Raw genomic sequence first — 15,585 nt, 5'->3', positions numbered from 1 at the left:
TAGACGTCCAGATGGATAGGTGTTTTTGTTTGATGATTCTGGTGTTGTTGAGATATCCAAAGAATATTCGGAAAAAGAAGTTGGCGCTGTTTATTGTTCATTACTGTTCTGACGCAGTCCGCGGGTATCGCGTGCCTTTAATAAGGAAAGAGGTAAACGATAAGATCTCTGCATGCCATCTTGGGGATTTCTCCCGCAGCCAAACGTCAGCCGCACCTCTCTCTATCTCTACGTGAGCATGGTGCGGATATTTCCAGAACGCGTGGACACAAGACCTGGGCTGTGTGGTTACTGTGTCAGTTTCTCCACCGCCTGAACGGCTGTCGCGAGAGCATCCTGTTCCAGCGTCAGCGGAATGTGGCCAATTCCGGGCAGCAGGGTGACAGGCCAGGAGATGCCGAGACGTCTTAACTCAGGTTCAAGTTGATCTGTTTGAAAGGCTTCGTCATTTGCACCCGCGATCACGGCGCAGGGGTGTTGCACATTGCGCAAATTCTGCTGATAGTCGCGCTCTGGCTGAAAGTTCGAGGCAAGGTTGAAGGAGTAGGAGGGGGTCAGCAGGGATTTCGCCTCATCATTAAGGGCAAAGTTCAGCACGGTCAGATGGTTGAGTGCGGAAATATGGAAACCGTTGAGGATGCTCAGGGCGATGAGGCGAGGCAAGCCGACACGCACCCAGCCACCGCTGTTGGGCCGGTAGTTGGCGGCGGTGGGGCCGAGATAGGGGGAGAGCAGCAGATAGCTCTCGAACAGGGTTTGTCGCGCACTACCAGCAACACGCAGGACAAAGCCACCCCCTGACGAGAAGCCGACGAGTGTTGCAGGCTTGCCGGGGGCCACCGACTTGATGAAATCTTCCAGATCGTCTTCAAGCTGACTGATGTAGGAAATGGTGCCTTTGTTGCCCGATGCGCCATGGCCGCGAATATCGAGGGCGTAGGCGTCGTATCCCGCTTGCGAAAAGGCGCTCGCCATCTTGTGCATGCTCTGGCTGCTGGCAGAAGAGCCATGAACCAGTACCACGCTGCCCTTGACCTTGTTGTTCTTCGTATTGCCCTCTGCGCCATAGTGCCGATAGGCCAGCTGCGTGCCGTCACGCGCCGGGTATCTTGAGAGAGGTGGCATGTTGCTCCAGCCACACCCCTTGAAAGGGTCGTTGATGCTGGCCATCGCCGGTGCCGGACTCGGCCCGCCAAACAGCAGAGCCGCGGCCAGCATGACCAGGGTCAGTGATATCAACCCCACAGCAAACAGCAATCCTGCGCTCATCCTTGCACCTCATTTGATATCGACACGGGCGTGGCCCTGATTCTGCTTATGCTGGCATTTCACTCGTTCGAACCTATCAGATGGCACCCGGTCTGCCAAATGATGGAGTGAGACGATGAAAAACGGCCTGTGACCAAAAGGAAGTTCTTGGCCAGCCAGCGGGCGCTGCCGTTGGCGAGTGCAGCAAGGAGGGGTGGCATCATGGCTTTTCAAACCCGGCGCGGGCTGGTAAAACGGTCTCTTTCCATAATTAAAAGAGATGAGAGGGTGGAGATGGACAATCCGATCCGTGTGGCCGTGATGGGCTGTAATGGTCGTATGGGCAAGGTGCTGTTGGAGGCCATCACCAACACCGATGGCGTAGTGGTCGGGGCTGCACTGGAGCGGCCGGGTTCGGCGGTGATAGGTCTCGATGCCGGTGAGCTCAATGGGCTGGGCCATCTGGGTGTGGCCATCAGTGACAGTCTGGACAAGGTGCGTGACGAGTTTGATCTCATCATCGACTTCACCCGCCCCGAGGTGACCCTGGCCAATCTGGCCTTTGCGCTGGCCCACCACAAGCAGATGGTGATTGGCACCACCGGTTTTGACGATGCAGGCAAGGCTGCTCTGAAAGAGGCTGGCAAGCAGATCGGTATCGTGTTCGCCTCCAACTACTCGGTCGGGGTCAACCTGGTGTTCAAGCTGCTGGAGCAGGCCGCCAAGGTGATGGGGGATTACACCGACATCGAGATCATCGAGGGCCACCATCGCCACAAGGTGGATGCGCCATCCGGTACTGCGCTCTCCATGGGGGAAGTGGTCGCCAAAACGCTGGGCCGGGATCTCAAGGAGTGCGCCGTCTATGGTCGCGAGGGGATCACTGGCGAGCGGGATCGCAACACTATCGGCTTTGCCACCATTCGCGCCGGCGATCTGGTGGGGGAGCACACCGTCATGTTTGCCGATATCGGCGAGCGGGTGGAGATCAGCCACAAGGCCTCCAGTCGCCTGACCTTCGCCAACGGTGCTGTGCGAGCGGGCAAGTGGCTTGGTCAGCAGGGTGCCGGTCTTTATGACATGCAGGATGTGCTCAATCTCAAGTGATGCCTCTGTGCGGCACTTTCGTACTACTGCTACCCAGTGAAAAACCCCGGCTTGCCGGGGTTTTTGCTGTCCGTTAGCCAGAGTTTGTGTAAAAAGACACGCTGCCTGCAATTTTTAACTGAATGCCTTATAAATCACACTATTGCGTGATCCGCCAGATTTTCCCTTCCTGAATGTCATCACCAGGTAACAGATTTGAGCATCTTTATGGCTGATGAAGCCATTTTTTTACACCGGCAAGAAAAGACTAAAAATTCAAACACAGAAAAACGTTTTCCATTTTTCATGTTCACTCTTGTCATCATAAAAGCGTTAAATTTGTCATTAATGTTTTTTGTGTAAAAATAAATGCCATTGTTTTAATTGGTTTTTTTGTTTGTTTTTGTCGCTATTGCTGGCTTGGTGTCATCTTTTGATGGTGGTTTTTCCTTTTCTTTCGTGGGAGGGGGTTGCAAAGCGATTGAGTGCATAGATAATGGGTAATGTTGCTTTTTTATTGAATTTAGATGCATTTCATCTGAGAAAAGACGTTGAAATGCCACTTTTTTTAAGTAGAATGCGCCCAATTTGCCAGAAATCTGCCGGGTTCGAGTCCTGTTCAAGACCGGAACCGAGCCCGCAACACCCAGGTAAATTGCTGAATTTAAAGCTAAATAACTGGAGGTTGTCTTGAATCACACTGCATTGCTAGTGCTGGAAGATGGAACTGTGTTCAAAGGCGTGTCGATAGGCGCCGAGGGATGTTCCGTTGGTGAAGTGGTTTTCAATACGTCGATGACGGGCTATCAGGAAATCCTCACCGATCCCTCTTATTCCCGTCAGATAGTCACCCTCACTTACCCCCATATAGGCAACACCGGCACCAACAGCGAAGATGAAGAGTCCAGTCAGATCCATGCTCAGGGATTGATCATCCGGGACCTTCCGATACTTGCCTCCAATTTCCGCAATCAGCAATCCCTCTCCGAATACCTCAAGTCTCACAACATCGTTGGCATCGCCGACATCGACACCCGTAAACTGACCCGCATCCTGCGCGAGAAAGGCGCTCAGGCTGGCTGCATTCTGGCTGGGAAACAGGTCGATGAAGCTTATGCTCTCGAGCAGGCCCGCGCCTTCCCCGGTCTGAAGGGGATGGATCTGGCCAAAGAGGTGACGGTTGGTGAAGCGTACAACTGGACCGAAGGGAGCTGGCAGCTTGGCAAGGGGCATGTCACCCCGGATGCCGACCAGCTGAAATACCACGTAGTGGCCTATGACTTTGGCGTCAAGCGCAACATCCTGCGGATGCTGGTTGACCGTGGCTGCCGCCTGACCGTGGTACCGGCCAAGACCCCGGCTGCCGAGGTACTGGCGATGAATCCGGATGGCATCTTCCTCTCCAACGGCCCCGGCGACCCCGAGCCGTGCGACTACGCCATCGAGGCCATCAAGGCTTTCCTTAATACCAACACGCCGGTATTCGGCATCTGTCTGGGTCACCAGCTGCTGGGTCTGGCCTCCGGCGCCAAGACCGTCAAGATGAAGTTTGGCCACCACGGTGCCAACCACCCGGTGAAGAGCCTCGATGACAACACAGTGATGATCACCGCTCAAAACCACGGCTTTGCGGTAGATGAGAACAGCCTGCCGGATTGCCTGCGCGCCACCCACGTCTCCCTGTTCGATGGTTCCCTGCAAGGTATCCATCGCACCGACCGTCCGGCCTTCAGCTTCCAGGGGCACCCCGAAGCGAGCCCGGGCCCGCACGACTGTGCCGGTCTTTTTGACCACTTTATTGAATTGATTAAGCAGTATCGCGCCTAAGAAATAGAGGAAAGAGTTTCATGCCAAAACGTAATGACCTTCAGAGCATCCTGATCCTCGGCGCCGGCCCCATCGTCATCGGCCAAGCCTGCGAATTTGACTACTCCGGTGCCCAGGCGTGCAAAGCCCTGCGCGAGGAGGGCTACCGCGTCATTCTGGTCAACTCCAACCCGGCCACCATCATGACCGACCCGGAGATGGCAGACGCCACCTACATCGAGCCCATCACCTGGGAAGTGGTGCGCGAAATCATCAAGAAAGAGCGCCCGGACGCCATCCTGCCCACCATGGGCGGCCAGACTGCACTCAACTGCGCACTGGCGCTGGAGAAGCATGGCGTGCTGGCCGAGTTCGGTGTCGAGATGATCGGCGCCACTGCTGACGCCATCGACAAGGCCGAAGATCGCTCCCGCTTTGACAAGGCAATGCGCAGCATTGGCCTCGAGTGCCCGCGCGCTGGTATCGCCCACAACATGGAAGAGGCGTGGGGCGTGCAGCAGATGGTCGGTTTCCCCTGCATCATCCGTCCCTCCTTTACCATGGGTGGCTCCGGTGGCGGCATCGCCTACAACACCGAAGAGTTCGTCGAGATCTGCGAACGTGGTCTGGACTTGTCGCCGACCAAAGAGCTGCTCATCGACGAGTCGCTGATTGGCTGGAAAGAGTACGAGATGGAGGTGGTGCGGGATCGCAACGACAACTGCATCATCGTCTGCGCCATCGAAAACTTCGACCCCATGGGTATCCACACCGGTGACTCCATCACGGTCGCGCCAGCCCAGACGCTGACCGACAAGGAGTACCAGCTGATGCGCAACGCCTCCATGGCGGTACTGCGCGAGATCGGCGTCGAGACCGGCGGCTCCAACGTCCAGTTCGGTATCAACCCGAAAGATGGCCGCATGGTCATCATCGAGATGAACCCGCGGGTGTCGCGCTCCTCCGCGCTGGCCTCCAAGGCGACCGGTTTCCCCATTGCCAAGATCGCTGCCAAGCTCGCCATCGGTTACACCCTCGACGAGCTGATGAACGACATCACCGGCGGTCGCACTCCGGCCTCCTTCGAGCCGGCCATCGACTACGTGGTCACCAAGGTGCCGCGCTTCAACTTCGAAAAATTCGCCGGTGCCAACGACCGTCTGACGACCCAGATGAAGTCGGTCGGTGAAGTGATGGCCATCGGCCGCAACTTCCAGGAGTCCCTGCACAAGGCGCTGCGCAGTCTCGAAACTGGCAAAACCGGCTTCGACCCCATGGTTGACCTCAATGCCCCGGACTCCCTGACCCGCATCCGTCACGAGCTGCAGGATGCAGGTAGTGACCGTATCTTCTATATCGCCGATGCATTCCGCGCCGGTCTCTCCATGGATGGCATCTTCAAGCTGACCAAGATTGACCCCTGGTTCCTGGTACAGATTGAAGACCTGGTGAAACTGGAAGAAGAGGTGAAAGAGCGCGGCATGGCCGGTCTCGATGCCGACTTCCTGCGCGCCCTCAAGCGCAAAGGCTTTGCCGATGCCCGTCTGGCCAAGATCCTCGGTGTGGCCGAAGGGGAAGTGCGCAAACTGCGCGCCCGCCACAACATCTTCCCGGTTTACAAGCGGGTTGATACCTGCGCCGCCGAGTTCGCCACCAACACCGCCTACATGTACTCCAGCTATGACGAGGAGTGCGAAGCGGCCCCGAGCAACCGCGACAAGATCATGATCATCGGCGGCGGCCCGAACCGTATCGGTCAGGGTATCGAGTTCGACTACTGCTGCGTGCATGCGGCGCTGGCCCTGCGCGAAGATGGTTACGAGACCATCATGGTCAACTGCAACCCGGAGACCGTCTCTACCGATTACGACACCTCGGATCGTCTCTACTTCGAGCCGGTGACCCTGGAAGATGTGCTGGAAATCGTGCGCATCGAAAAACCCAAGGGCGTGATTGTTCAGTACGGTGGCCAGACCCCGCTGAAACTGGCCCGTGCACTGGAAGCCAACGGCGTACCGATCATCGGTACCAGCCCGGATGCCATCGACCGCGCCGAAGACCGCGAGCGCTTCCAGTCTGCCGTCGAGCGCCTCGGCCTCAAGCAGCCGGAAAACGGCACCGTCACCGCGCTGGAGCAGGCCGTGCTGCTGGCCGAGCGTATCACCTACCCGCTGGTGGTTCGCCCCTCCTACGTATTGGGTGGCCGGGCCATGGAAATCGTCTATGACGAGCAGGATCTGCGTCGCTACTTTGCCGAGGCGGTAAGCGTCTCCAACGAATCGCCGGTACTGCTGGACCGCTTCCTGGACGATGCGACCGAGCTGGACGTGGATGCCATCTGCGACGGCACCGACGTGGTCATCGGCGGCATCATGGAGCACATCGAGCAGGCCGGTATCCACTCCGGTGACTCCGGTTGCTCCCTGCCGCCCTACACCTTGTCCAAGAAAATTCAGGACGAGATCCGCGAGCAGGTGCGCAAGCTGGCGCTGGAGCTCGGTGTTATCGGCCTGATGAACGTGCAGTTCGCGGTCAAGGGCGATGATATCTATCTCATCGAAGTGAACCCGCGTGCCGCCCGTACCGTGCCGTTTGTCTCCAAGGCGACCGGCGCCCCGCTGGCCAAGATTGCCGCCCGTGTGATGGCCGGTCAGTCGCTGCAAGAACAGGGCTTCACCAAAGAGATCATCCCACCCTACTACTCGGTGAAAGAGGTGGTACTGCCGTTCGCCAAGTTCCCGGGAGTTGACCCGCTGCTGGGGCCAGAGATGCGCTCTACCGGTGAGGTTATGGGGGTGGGCAGCAGCTTTGCCGAGGCCTATGCCAAGGCGCAGCTGGGTGCCAACCACGCCGTACCGAAAGAGGGTCGAGCCCTCTTGTCAGTGCGTCACAGCGACAAGGCGCAGGTGGTCGACTTGGCTGCCAAGCTGCTGGAGCTGGGCTACGAGCTGGATGCAACTCACGGCACCGCAGTCGCACTGGGTGAAGCGAGCATCAACCCGCGCCTGGTCAACAAGGTGCATGAAGGTCGCCCGCACATTCTCGACCGCATCAAGAATGGCGAGTACACCTACATCGTCAACACCGCCGAAGGGCGGGTGGCGATCCAGGACTCCAAGCAGCTGCGTCGCGCCGCTTTGCAGAACAAGGTGGCGTATACCACCACCATGAACGAGGCGTTTGCCACCTGCATGGCCATCAGCGTGGATGCCACTGCCAACGTCAACTCGGTGCAGGAGCTGCACCAGAAGGTGAAAAACCGCTAAGCGTTTGCAGCGGGCATCAGCCCGACTTGCCAGACGACCAACCCCCGCCAGCGATGGCGGGGGTTTCTTTTTATCTGACGCTCACCGTTCGGCTCGGGTGAGCCATTGAGGAAGGTCATGACTTCCGCATCGCAGACAACGGATGGCGCGTGGGGTGGTAAATGCTGGCAAGGGAAGGGGATGCTGCGAGCACAAGTTTCAACTGCAGCAGGCAATCCTCTACAATGGCCCCACTTTGCTTGTCAGTGCAGTGCCAGCGGCGCTGCCTGTAGGGCCAACAAAAAATGGACATGCTTATGACCGCTTTGCCTTCCTGTCGTCTTCTTGCCTTCTGCTCTGCCTTGTTGCTGGCCGGTTGTGCCAGTGATCCCGCCTCCGCGCCTGCCAAAGAGGCGAGCGTGAGCAACCCCAAAACGCCGCCTGCCATGCAGCCGCGCAAACCGGCGGATATGAAGAGCCGCATCGTGCGCTTCTTGCCCCGTCAGGTGCCGGACAAACAGGGGTGGGCCAACGACGTGGTGACGGCGCTCACCACCCAGGGGGTGACGGTCAATGATCACAATGTCTGTAGCGTGCTGGCGGTGGCGGAGCAGGAAGCCACTTATCAGGCCGACCCCGTGGTGCCGGGCCTTGGCAAGATCGCCTGGAAAGAGATCAACTCACGGGCAGCCAAGCTGCTGATCCCCGAATTTATGGTGCGGGCCGCGCTCTCCATCAACTCGCCCACCGGCAAGAGCTACGCCGAGCGGATCGACAAGTTGCGTACCGAGCGGGAGATGAGTGAAATCTTCGAAGACATGATCAGCATGCTGCCGATGGGCAAGACGCTGTTTGGCAACCTCAACCCGGTGCATACCGGTGGCCCGATGCAGGTGAGCATCGCCTTTGCGGAGGCCAACGCCCGTGGCTACCCCTATCCAATCAAGGATTCCATCCGCCACGAAGTCTTTACCCGTCGCGGCGGCATCTGGTTTGGCACCAAGCATATCTTCGGTTATCCCGTCGACTACCCGGATACCCTCTACCGCTTTGCCGACTTCAACGCCGGCTGGTACGCCAGCCGCAATGCCGCTTTTCAGGCCGCCGTCAGCCGCCTGAGTGGCAAAACTCTGGCGCTGGACGGGGATCTGATCCGCTATGACTCGGATTTGCCGGGCAATACCGAGCTTGCCGTCTACACCCTCGCCAACCGGGTCAATATGAGCAAACAGGCGATCCACCAGAGCCTGCGCAAAGGGGATACCGCCGAATTTGCCGAGACCGACCTCTACCATCGCATCTTTACCCTGGCCGACAAGAAAGCGGGCAAGCGACTGCCCCGCGCCATCCTGCCCGGCATACAGCTAAAGAGCCCAAAAATCACCCGCAACCTCACCACCGCCTGGTTTGCCAAGCGGGTGGATGACAGAGAGCAGCGATGTGTGCGGCAGATGGCGACGATTCGGTAAGAAGCATCAAGGGCGGCCAATTGGCCGCCCATATTTATATCAATACATAATTTAAGAGTTATCCCTTTCTTTTAAATAGCCTCAACAAGCCTTTCACAGTAATATCTAGGTGACTACCTTCATCATACAGAGCAGGAACAACATAATCAGCTCTCTCTTCAGAAATGAGTTTTTCAACTTTGTCTTGAGTTGATTTCAAAGGCCATTTTTTGTTATCAAAGACTGCTATAGATCTACCACCTTGATAGCTGACCATCTTCATGGATGGAATGTCTGTATCACCATCACCAAGATATATCATCCTCTGGAAGGGGATATCTCTATCTTGAAGTTCAATAAATTTGTTTACCTCTCCATTATCCCAAGAATTATGTATCCCTTTGTTTATTCTAAATAGAAACTGGGTCTTTGTTGTATAGTTTATTGCTTGAGCTGGCCATGTTGCGTAATACTTATCATCTGAGTAGTGATACTTGCAAGCGTAAATGTCACGAAATTTATTTCCAATGCAAGTACCTCTGATCATTGCATCAAGACCGCTTGATATAATGTAATGCTCTAATTCTAGGTCAATACTTTCTGCAAACCTGTCAATTCTGTCAAACCATGACTCGACGCCACTGAATAGGGGGATAGATTGTCCATGCATCATTAGTTTTTCTGTACTAAGGACATCAGATTTAAGCATGCGAGCCCTTTCTGCCAGCATGCCAAGATAGGTTAAAATTTCATCGCCGTCATCGTCCTTTGCTCTACGCTTAACACTGGCCCAAAATTCAGGAATATCTGTTATCTCTAATTCGGGCATAACCCCATGCTGGGCGCAATCACCTTCAGCCAAGGTTCCATCAAAATCATAGATCAGTGCACATTTCATGAATAATCCTCGAAGAGTTAAATCGGCCAGTTCTGCTCAATCCATAATATTTCCTGACACACTTTTTCCTCCATTCTGTCTCTGTTAGAGGTAAGTCTGAACTCTTGGCCTGAATGTAAATCAAGAACGATATATTCCGCACCAACCTCTTGAATTGCTTCATGCATTAAATAGCAGATGTAGTCCGCTCGCTCCTTTGTCATTCTCTGTGTCTCGGTGAAATGGAGCTTTACATGAGTTCTAACCCCATTTATTAATGCGCTTAGCTCGGGGTTACAATGAATAGTTGTACTATTAAAAACGAAGGACTCGCGCAATGATGCATAAACATCAATTTTCTTACCTGACTGCCATTGAATAAAATTTTGAGCGAGGCGTTCAAATTTTATTTTTTTACTAAAGTCCTTTTGCCTTCGTGATATGTCAATCAGGTATGAAACGTGTCTCTTTTGGCTAAAAAGTGACTTTATAGCTGTTCTAAGTTGCAAGTAATAATCTTTATAGTGTGCGTAGTCACCTCTAAGAGCGATCTGTCTAAGTTTTGTGTTTTTAGGTGAGCCCGTTGCAACAGCGATATTAGTGAAATCTGAGATAGCTAACTCTGGCATACAACATCCTTATTTTAAATTTATGAATTTAGTGATCTGTTCAGAATCAAGTGATTTTTAATTCGATGCTTAGTTCTCAATAGGGAGCAAGCTGCGGCATTGTGGATAGCCGGGACAGCCCCAGAAGCTATTGCCCTTGGTGTCCCCCCGCTTGCTGATACGCAATACCATAGGGGTACCGCATTTGGGACAAGCTGGTGCCGGAGCTGTATTGGCGGTCGAGGTATCATGCTCGTCACTGTCGCTTGCGACGCGCTCCAACGTGATGCGAACCTCTTCGCTAACCCGGATAATCCGTTGGGCCTCATCATAGGCATCACGGTAAAGGTCATGATCTTCCGAGCGCTGGATCAATACCCCCATCTCGTTGTTATTGACCTGACTGAACTCGTAGAGATTGAGGCTGGTGACAATGCACATCTCTTCATTGAGATAGCACTTGGCATGGAGGTTTTTGCAAAAGCTGGTGCGGATATAGGTGAGCTCTTTGAGCCAGCTGATCTCTTCCGGTTGAAGCTCGCTTTTGCCATAGACGATCCGCACATCGATCTTGAGGCGATTTTTGTCGGTGAGCAGCTCCTTGATCCTGTCGTTGAGCTTGAGGAAGGGGCTGATCAGGATCAGACGTTCTTTGGCATCTTTGATAAGTTCTTCAAGAAAATAGTTGGTTGCGCTGGTATTCAAAAACTTGGCCATGGCAAAAATCTCTATCCCTGTGGTGTAACTGGTGGCGCAAATACTTGGCGGCGCTTGGCAGGCCATCTCCATGCCGGGCGGCGTGATCACCCAGCCAGTGCGGCTGGAATCGACATCATGGTTTCATGCGGATAATTGGGCGCCGAACTGAACCATCCTAACAATTTCATCAACAGGAATATGTGATAGATTGCACTAACTCTGTGGCAAGGCTGGATGTTTCGGGGCGGGCTGTGGTTGATGCTAAATCGCAGGTGCAAAAAAGCCCCTTGGCGGGGCTTGGTGTCTGGCAAGGCCTGTGTCGGATTATCAATCGAACAGGATGCGGCCGCTGGTGCCAGCATCACTGTCTTTCCAGCTGGCGCCGCTTTTGCGTAGGGTGTAAGTGATGGTCTCCTGCTTGAATTTCAGGTAGTCGCTGCCGCTGTGATTTGGTTTGACCTGATTGCCATCGATATAGGTCTCCCCTGTGGTATCGACGTGAATTTCGGCCACAGTGCGGCCATCGTCAGTGACGGCTTTATAGTTGCCAGCCCACGGGCTCTCGTCGCCATACTGCACGGCCCCTTCCTGAGCGTGCGCTTGGGCATGGGTCTTGTGGCCGTGATGGGTTTTGGCCACGGCACAGCCGGAGATACCGACCGCCAGCAGGCAACCGAGGGCGACATTGAGCAGAGTCTGTTTGGATTTCATCTTCATTTACCTGTATCAAATAATTGCAATGGATAAGGGGTGGAGCCCCCACGGGCGGTGTGGGCCCCGTTGAGCCGTGGCTCGAAGTCAGTCCCGATTGATGCCAGAAATGTGGCCGCGGGCGTCGGTGAGGCAGTGCCAGAGCCGGTCATGGGGCCCTTTGATATCAATCATCATCCCCGCCTGGGAGTCGGCCACATAGTCGAGGGTCAGTTTGCTGCGGCTGACGCCTGCTTTTCTGGCGACGACGTTCATGCAGGCGTTCTCGGCAACCTTGGTTTGCGCAGTGCTACCGTTGTAGGCAATGCTGCTGGCGCTCTCATCATCGCCGTCGTCATTGTTCTCATCGTCATTGAGCTGGCAGGCGCCGCTGTCGCCATTTTTGACAAAATAGGTGATGCCCCAGTCGCCATTTTTCACCATGGAGAGGGTGGTACGCCCCTTGCTCGCCTCGTAGAAATTTGAATTCACTTTTTTAAGCGGAACTTGCTGGTTATTGATATAAGCCGTGCCATCTTCGATGCGAAGATTAATATGTCCAGGACAACTGGCGGATAAATCAGGCACCCCTGCATATGCGGTTCCGGTCATGACCAATACAGAGAGAGCAAGCAGCGTTTTTTTCATCAGATAACCTCAAATCAACAAGGATCCGCAAGTGTGATGTCGTCAAAATAACGGTTGCTATGCCTGAACGTTATTTCTGTGCTCATTGCACACCTGTTATCGGTAGCCCGCAGTCAGTCGTTTCAGTGCGCCTCGTCCTGCCGGGATGACGCCAAATTTAGCAGTAGGGTGATGTAAGTAAAATAAAACAGGATTAATTGGATTCATAAAATATGAAAAACTATAAATCATTTAAAACAATTGGTTAGGTGCTGTTCAAGTCACCAGGTAAAAGATGGGGGACCTCCTGGCTGGTTCCTTATGGGCATCGATAAAGTTGGCCATAGGGCTGCAATGCCGGGAGTAGAGTATTTCCTCTGTTGCCTGATGGCACAGGCTGGCGACATCACAGGGCCAATCAGCCATTGCGCGCCGTAAATACACAGACAAAAAACTCCAATATTCGGTGTGTGAGGGTGGCAAAATGGGCCTGCCAGTAGGAATGTATTTTTACCTGATATGACTGGATCGTGAGAAATATGAAAGGGGGCAGATCAATAAATCCTCCATCAATACGGGCATAATTATCTGGAGTGTTACTGTGCTTTCCCTGAGGATTGCCCACTCTTGGCAGGAAAATATAACGACTTAGAAACTCATGGCCAACCCGATGGAATAACCGCTGGTGTTGTGGCTGAACATATAGCGGGCAACCAGCCGGGTACGGGTGACTATGATGTCGTATTTGCTGCTGTCCAGCTCCAGACCGGCGCCGATGGAGTTGAGGGAGTCAAAGCCAAGCAACCCCCGCTGTTCCCCCAGATATGCGGTATGGGCCCCCTCCAGTACATAGCGCACCGGTCTGTCGAGCAGGGTCCAGTGGAACAGCGGGGCCCGGCGGCGCAGATAGAGACCGAGGTTCTCCGCCTCGGCGTGACCACGGACGCTGGTCGAGGTACCGCCAAAGCTTTGCAGGTGTTGGTAGGAGTAGCGCACTTCGATATCGATATCCTGCACCTTTGAAAAGAGCTCGTAGTCGAGCATCAGCGAGCCTCCCAGTCCGTACATATTGAGCTGCCCACCATCGAGAAAATCCAGCGAGTAGCCCTTGGTGCGCTCCAGCAGCCAGTTGCCGATCCGCAGATCGCTGGCCATGGTACCGAGCGAGACGTTGGCGATGGGGCGAAGTACCCAGTGGCCACCGCGCGGGTCTTCATGGAGGGCGATATCCCAGCCGATCCCGCCTGAAGCTGTCAGGCTGTTCCATTTGGTCGGGAGGGTGCGGCTCTCGGTGCCGTTGCTCACCACAAACTGGGGATCGTAGCGGCTAAAGCCGATCGCCCCTTCCAGATAGATGGGCACGGCTTCGCTCATGGTGGCGCCGCCACCGATCTGGGTCATGTTGAGGGCGGCAGATTGATTGGTGCCGCTGCCGATATCGAGGTTGCTGGCGGTGATGTCGGGCACCACGGTGAAAGTCATCAGCGAGAGCACCGCATTGGCGCGCTCCTGTGCCCACTCCTGATCCTGTGTTGCGGCTTTGACGGCGCCGCCGGATAGCGCCAGCAGCATTGGCAACAACATCTGCAATAAAGAGGAGCAAGAGCTGTGCATGAGTGTGGTTCCCGATAAGCGGCGTCTGGTTGCCCTGGTTTTACTGTAGCGAGCTTCCTGCCGGTTGGCACGGAGCTAAGAGGGGGGAATAAGCGCCGCTTGCGGTCGGTTGCCGCTGGGGGCAAGCCTTTGCCACACCAACGGCACGCCTTTGCAGTTTGTCGCTAAAGCTTGGCCTCTTGCCGCCGATATCTCTTGTGAGATCGTGTGGAGGACAAGCAATTGAACGCTTGGGTGTTGGGGTTGGTTAGCATATCCGTGAGTATGCAGTTACAGGCTGGGGTCACCGAATTTGGTGCCGGTCTGGATCAATCCGTCTGGCGTTTGACCTCCGATACCCAGATTGAGTGTCGCCTCGAGCATCCTATTCCCAACTGGGGAACGGGGGCTTTTGTCAGTCGTGCCGGTCGCAAGATCAACCTCGACTTCGAGCTCAAGGGCAAGCGGCCGCAGGCCCAGACCCAGACGGTGAGCCTTGGCATCATGCCGCCGGTATGGCGCCCGGGGATAGCCGGGCGAGAAGTGAGTCAACTGCGCTTCTATCAGCAGTTCGATGGGCTGGTGGAGGGGCAAACCGCCTGGACCATGCTCGATGAGCTGGAGGGGGGACGAATGCCCACTTTCCAGTATCGGGACTGGTATCGCCAAAACCGTGCGGTGCGAGTATCGCTTTCGTCTGTCAACTTTCGGGTCAAATATCAGGCCTTTATCGACTGCCTGAGCGGGCTCTTGCCCTACAGCTTCAACGACATCGCCTTTAGCGTGCTCACCTATGACAAGAACAGCGATCAGCTCTCCATCCCCTCCAAGCGGCGGCTGGCGATGATCAGCGAGTTTATCAAGGCGGACAAGAGCATCGACGTGGTGGTGATCGACGCCTACAGCGACAGCTACGGCGGCCGCTGGCCGAACCTGAAACTCTCCGAGAAGCGGGCCGATGCCATCAAGAAAGTGTTTGTCGATCTGGGGATCGATCCCGGCAAGATCTCGGTGGAGGGGCATGGCGAGAAGCAGCACGTTGCCTCCAACGAAACGGAGCAGGGTCGTGCCAAGAACCGGCGGGTGGTGATCAGCATGGGGCGCAATGGCGAGATCTAGCGCCGTCCCCGGCAGCCGGATATAAAAAAGAGCGCATCTGCGCTCTTTTTTGATCCTGCCATTCGGCAGCGGGATTAGGGCTGCTTAGAAGCTGTCACCGAGGCCAGTACCGGCATCTTTCTTGGCAATCAGTTCAATCTTGTAACCGTCCGGATCTTCGACGAAGGCGATCACGGTGGTACCGCCCTTGACCGGGCCCGGTTCGCGGGTGATCTTGGCACCGGCGGCGCGCAGTGCGTCGCAGGTGGCGTAGATGTCGTCCGCTTCCAGCGCGATATGGCCGTAGGCGGAGCCCAGTTCGTACTCGCTCACCCCCCAGTTGTAGGTCAGCTCGATCACCGCTTCATCCTTCTCGTCACCGTAGCCGACGAAGGCCAGGGTGTACTTGTACTCGCTGTTCTCGCTCTTGCGCAGCAGCTTCATGCCAAGGACGCGGGTGTAGAAGTCGATGGAGCGTTGCAGATCGCCGACACGCAGCATGGTATGCAGAATTCTCATTGCTCAGTTCTCCGGGTTGGTGATGTGTACTGCTTTCAATC

General features: G+C 55.3%; 13 protein-coding genes. 5 read left to right on the top strand and 8 right to left on the bottom strand.

What is annotated here, in order from left to right; all coding sequences use genetic code 11:
• Nucleotides 1-288: 288 nt before the first annotated feature.
• Entirely contained in the window at nucleotides 289-1,269 is a 981-nt protein-coding gene (locus tag I6L34_RS02755) for an alpha/beta hydrolase (RefSeq protein WP_216955570.1), read from the bottom strand.
• A 273-nt stretch (nucleotides 1,270-1,542) separates the two neighbouring features.
• On the opposite strand from I6L34_RS02755, the gene dapB reads away from it, so the two are divergent.
• The 4 genes from dapB to I6L34_RS02735 all read left to right on the top strand — a co-directional run bounded on the left by dapB (nucleotide 1,543) and on the right by I6L34_RS02735 (nucleotide 8,854).
• The gene (gene dapB, locus I6L34_RS02750; protein WP_005347132.1) at nucleotides 1,543-2,355 is read left to right on the top strand and encodes a 4-hydroxy-tetrahydrodipicolinate reductase; all 813 of its coding nucleotides are present in this window, start codon (nucleotides 1,543-1,545) and stop codon (nucleotides 2,353-2,355) included.
• Between the two features lie 669 nt (nucleotides 2,356-3,024).
• Nucleotides 3,025-4,161, top strand: a complete 1,137-nt coding sequence (gene carA / locus I6L34_RS02745; protein WP_005337628.1) for a glutamine-hydrolyzing carbamoyl-phosphate synthase small subunit — start codon at nucleotides 3,025-3,027, stop codon at nucleotides 4,159-4,161.
• Nucleotides 4,162-4,181: 20 nt separating this feature from the next.
• Nucleotides 4,182-7,406: a carbamoyl-phosphate synthase large subunit gene (carB, locus tag I6L34_RS02740; protein ID WP_005337626.1), complete on the top strand. Its 3,225-nt coding sequence runs from the start codon at nucleotides 4,182-4,184 to the stop codon at nucleotides 7,404-7,406.
• A 296-nt stretch (nucleotides 7,407-7,702) separates the two neighbouring features.
• Complete coding sequence (locus I6L34_RS02735) at nucleotides 7,703-8,854, top strand: DUF1615 domain-containing protein (RefSeq protein WP_075115208.1); 1,152 nt, start codon at nucleotides 7,703-7,705, stop codon at nucleotides 8,852-8,854.
• A gap of 58 nt (nucleotides 8,855-8,912) precedes the next feature.
• Here the strand turns inward: I6L34_RS02735 and I6L34_RS02730 are convergent, their stop codons facing one another.
• The 6 genes from I6L34_RS02730 to I6L34_RS02705 all read right to left on the bottom strand — a co-directional run bounded on the left by I6L34_RS02730 (nucleotide 8,913) and on the right by I6L34_RS02705 (nucleotide 13,948).
• Nucleotides 8,913-9,731, bottom strand: a complete 819-nt coding sequence (locus tag I6L34_RS02730; RefSeq protein WP_058055913.1) for an HAD family hydrolase — start codon at nucleotides 9,729-9,731, stop codon at nucleotides 8,913-8,915.
• Nucleotides 9,732-9,748: 17 nt separating this feature from the next.
• On the bottom strand, nucleotides 9,749-10,339 hold the full coding sequence (locus I6L34_RS02725) for a hypothetical protein (RefSeq protein WP_058055914.1): 591 nt from the start codon (nucleotides 10,337-10,339) through the stop codon (nucleotides 9,749-9,751).
• A gap of 69 nt (nucleotides 10,340-10,408) precedes the next feature.
• Entirely contained in the window at nucleotides 10,409-11,035 is a 627-nt protein-coding gene (locus tag I6L34_RS02720) for a phospholipase D family protein (protein WP_058055915.1), read from the bottom strand.
• A 309-nt stretch (nucleotides 11,036-11,344) separates the two neighbouring features.
• Entirely contained in the window at nucleotides 11,345-11,728 is a 384-nt protein-coding gene (locus I6L34_RS02715; RefSeq protein WP_058055916.1) for a hypothetical protein, read from the bottom strand.
• An 87-nt stretch (nucleotides 11,729-11,815) separates the two neighbouring features.
• Nucleotides 11,816-12,355, bottom strand: a complete 540-nt coding sequence (locus I6L34_RS02710; protein ID WP_058055917.1) for a hypothetical protein — start codon at nucleotides 12,353-12,355, stop codon at nucleotides 11,816-11,818.
• 627 nt (nucleotides 12,356-12,982) lie between these two features.
• Nucleotides 12,983-13,948 carry an autotransporter domain-containing protein gene (locus tag I6L34_RS02705; RefSeq protein WP_216955568.1) on the bottom strand — a complete coding sequence of 322 codons (966 nt, stop codon included), beginning with the start codon at nucleotides 13,946-13,948 and terminating at the stop codon, nucleotides 12,983-12,985.
• A gap of 222 nt (nucleotides 13,949-14,170) precedes the next feature.
• Between I6L34_RS02705 and I6L34_RS02700 the strand changes: the two genes are divergently transcribed.
• Entirely contained in the window at nucleotides 14,171-15,046 is an 876-nt protein-coding gene (locus tag I6L34_RS02700; RefSeq protein ID WP_005337611.1) for an OmpA family protein, read from the top strand.
• 84 nt (nucleotides 15,047-15,130) lie between these two features.
• Here I6L34_RS02700 and gloA read toward each other — a convergent pair whose 3' ends face one another.
• A complete protein-coding gene (gloA, locus tag I6L34_RS02695; RefSeq protein ID WP_005347113.1) occupies nucleotides 15,131-15,544 on the bottom strand; it encodes a lactoylglutathione lyase in 414 nt (137 codons plus the stop codon).
• Between the last annotated feature and the right edge of the window lie 41 nt (nucleotides 15,545-15,585).

Source organism: Aeromonas sp. FDAARGOS 1404 (assembly GCF_019047085.1).
In the GTDB taxonomy this organism is placed as follows: domain Bacteria; phylum Pseudomonadota; class Gammaproteobacteria; order Enterobacterales; family Aeromonadaceae; genus Aeromonas; species Aeromonas veronii.
Note: the sequence above shows the minus strand (reverse complement) of the source record. Positions and strands in the feature narration are given on the sequence as shown.

What these genes read in the sequence shown, in the direction of transcription:
- I6L34_RS02755 (WP_216955570.1), bottom strand. Translation starts at nt 1,269, where the DNA reads ATGAGCGCAGGATTGCTGTTTGCTGTGGGGTTGATATCACTGACCCTG.
- dapB (WP_005347132.1), top strand. Translation starts at nt 1,543, where the DNA reads ATGGACAATCCGATCCGTGTGGCCGTGATGGGCTGTAATGGTCGTATG.
- carB (WP_005337626.1), top strand. Translation starts at nt 4,182, where the DNA reads ATGCCAAAACGTAATGACCTTCAGAGCATCCTGATCCTCGGCGCCGGC.
- I6L34_RS02735 (WP_075115208.1), top strand. Translation starts at nt 7,703, where the DNA reads ATGACCGCTTTGCCTTCCTGTCGTCTTCTTGCCTTCTGCTCTGCCTTG.
- I6L34_RS02730 (WP_058055913.1), bottom strand. Translation starts at nt 9,731, where the DNA reads ATGAAATGTGCACTGATCTATGATTTTGATGGAACCTTGGCTGAAGGT.
- I6L34_RS02725 (WP_058055914.1), bottom strand. Translation starts at nt 10,339, where the DNA reads ATGCCAGAGTTAGCTATCTCAGATTTCACTAATATCGCTGTTGCAACG.
- I6L34_RS02720 (WP_058055915.1), bottom strand. Translation starts at nt 11,035, where the DNA reads ATGGCCAAGTTTTTGAATACCAGCGCAACCAACTATTTTCTTGAAGAA.
- I6L34_RS02715 (WP_058055916.1), bottom strand. Translation starts at nt 11,728, where the DNA reads ATGAAATCCAAACAGACTCTGCTCAATGTCGCCCTCGGTTGCCTGCTG.
- I6L34_RS02710 (WP_058055917.1), bottom strand. Translation starts at nt 12,355, where the DNA reads ATGAAAAAAACGCTGCTTGCTCTCTCTGTATTGGTCATGACCGGAACC.
- I6L34_RS02705 (WP_216955568.1), bottom strand. Translation starts at nt 13,948, where the DNA reads ATGCACAGCTCTTGCTCCTCTTTATTGCAGATGTTGTTGCCAATGCTG.
- gloA (WP_005347113.1), bottom strand. Translation starts at nt 15,544, where the DNA reads ATGAGAATTCTGCATACCATGCTGCGTGTCGGCGATCTGCAACGCTCC.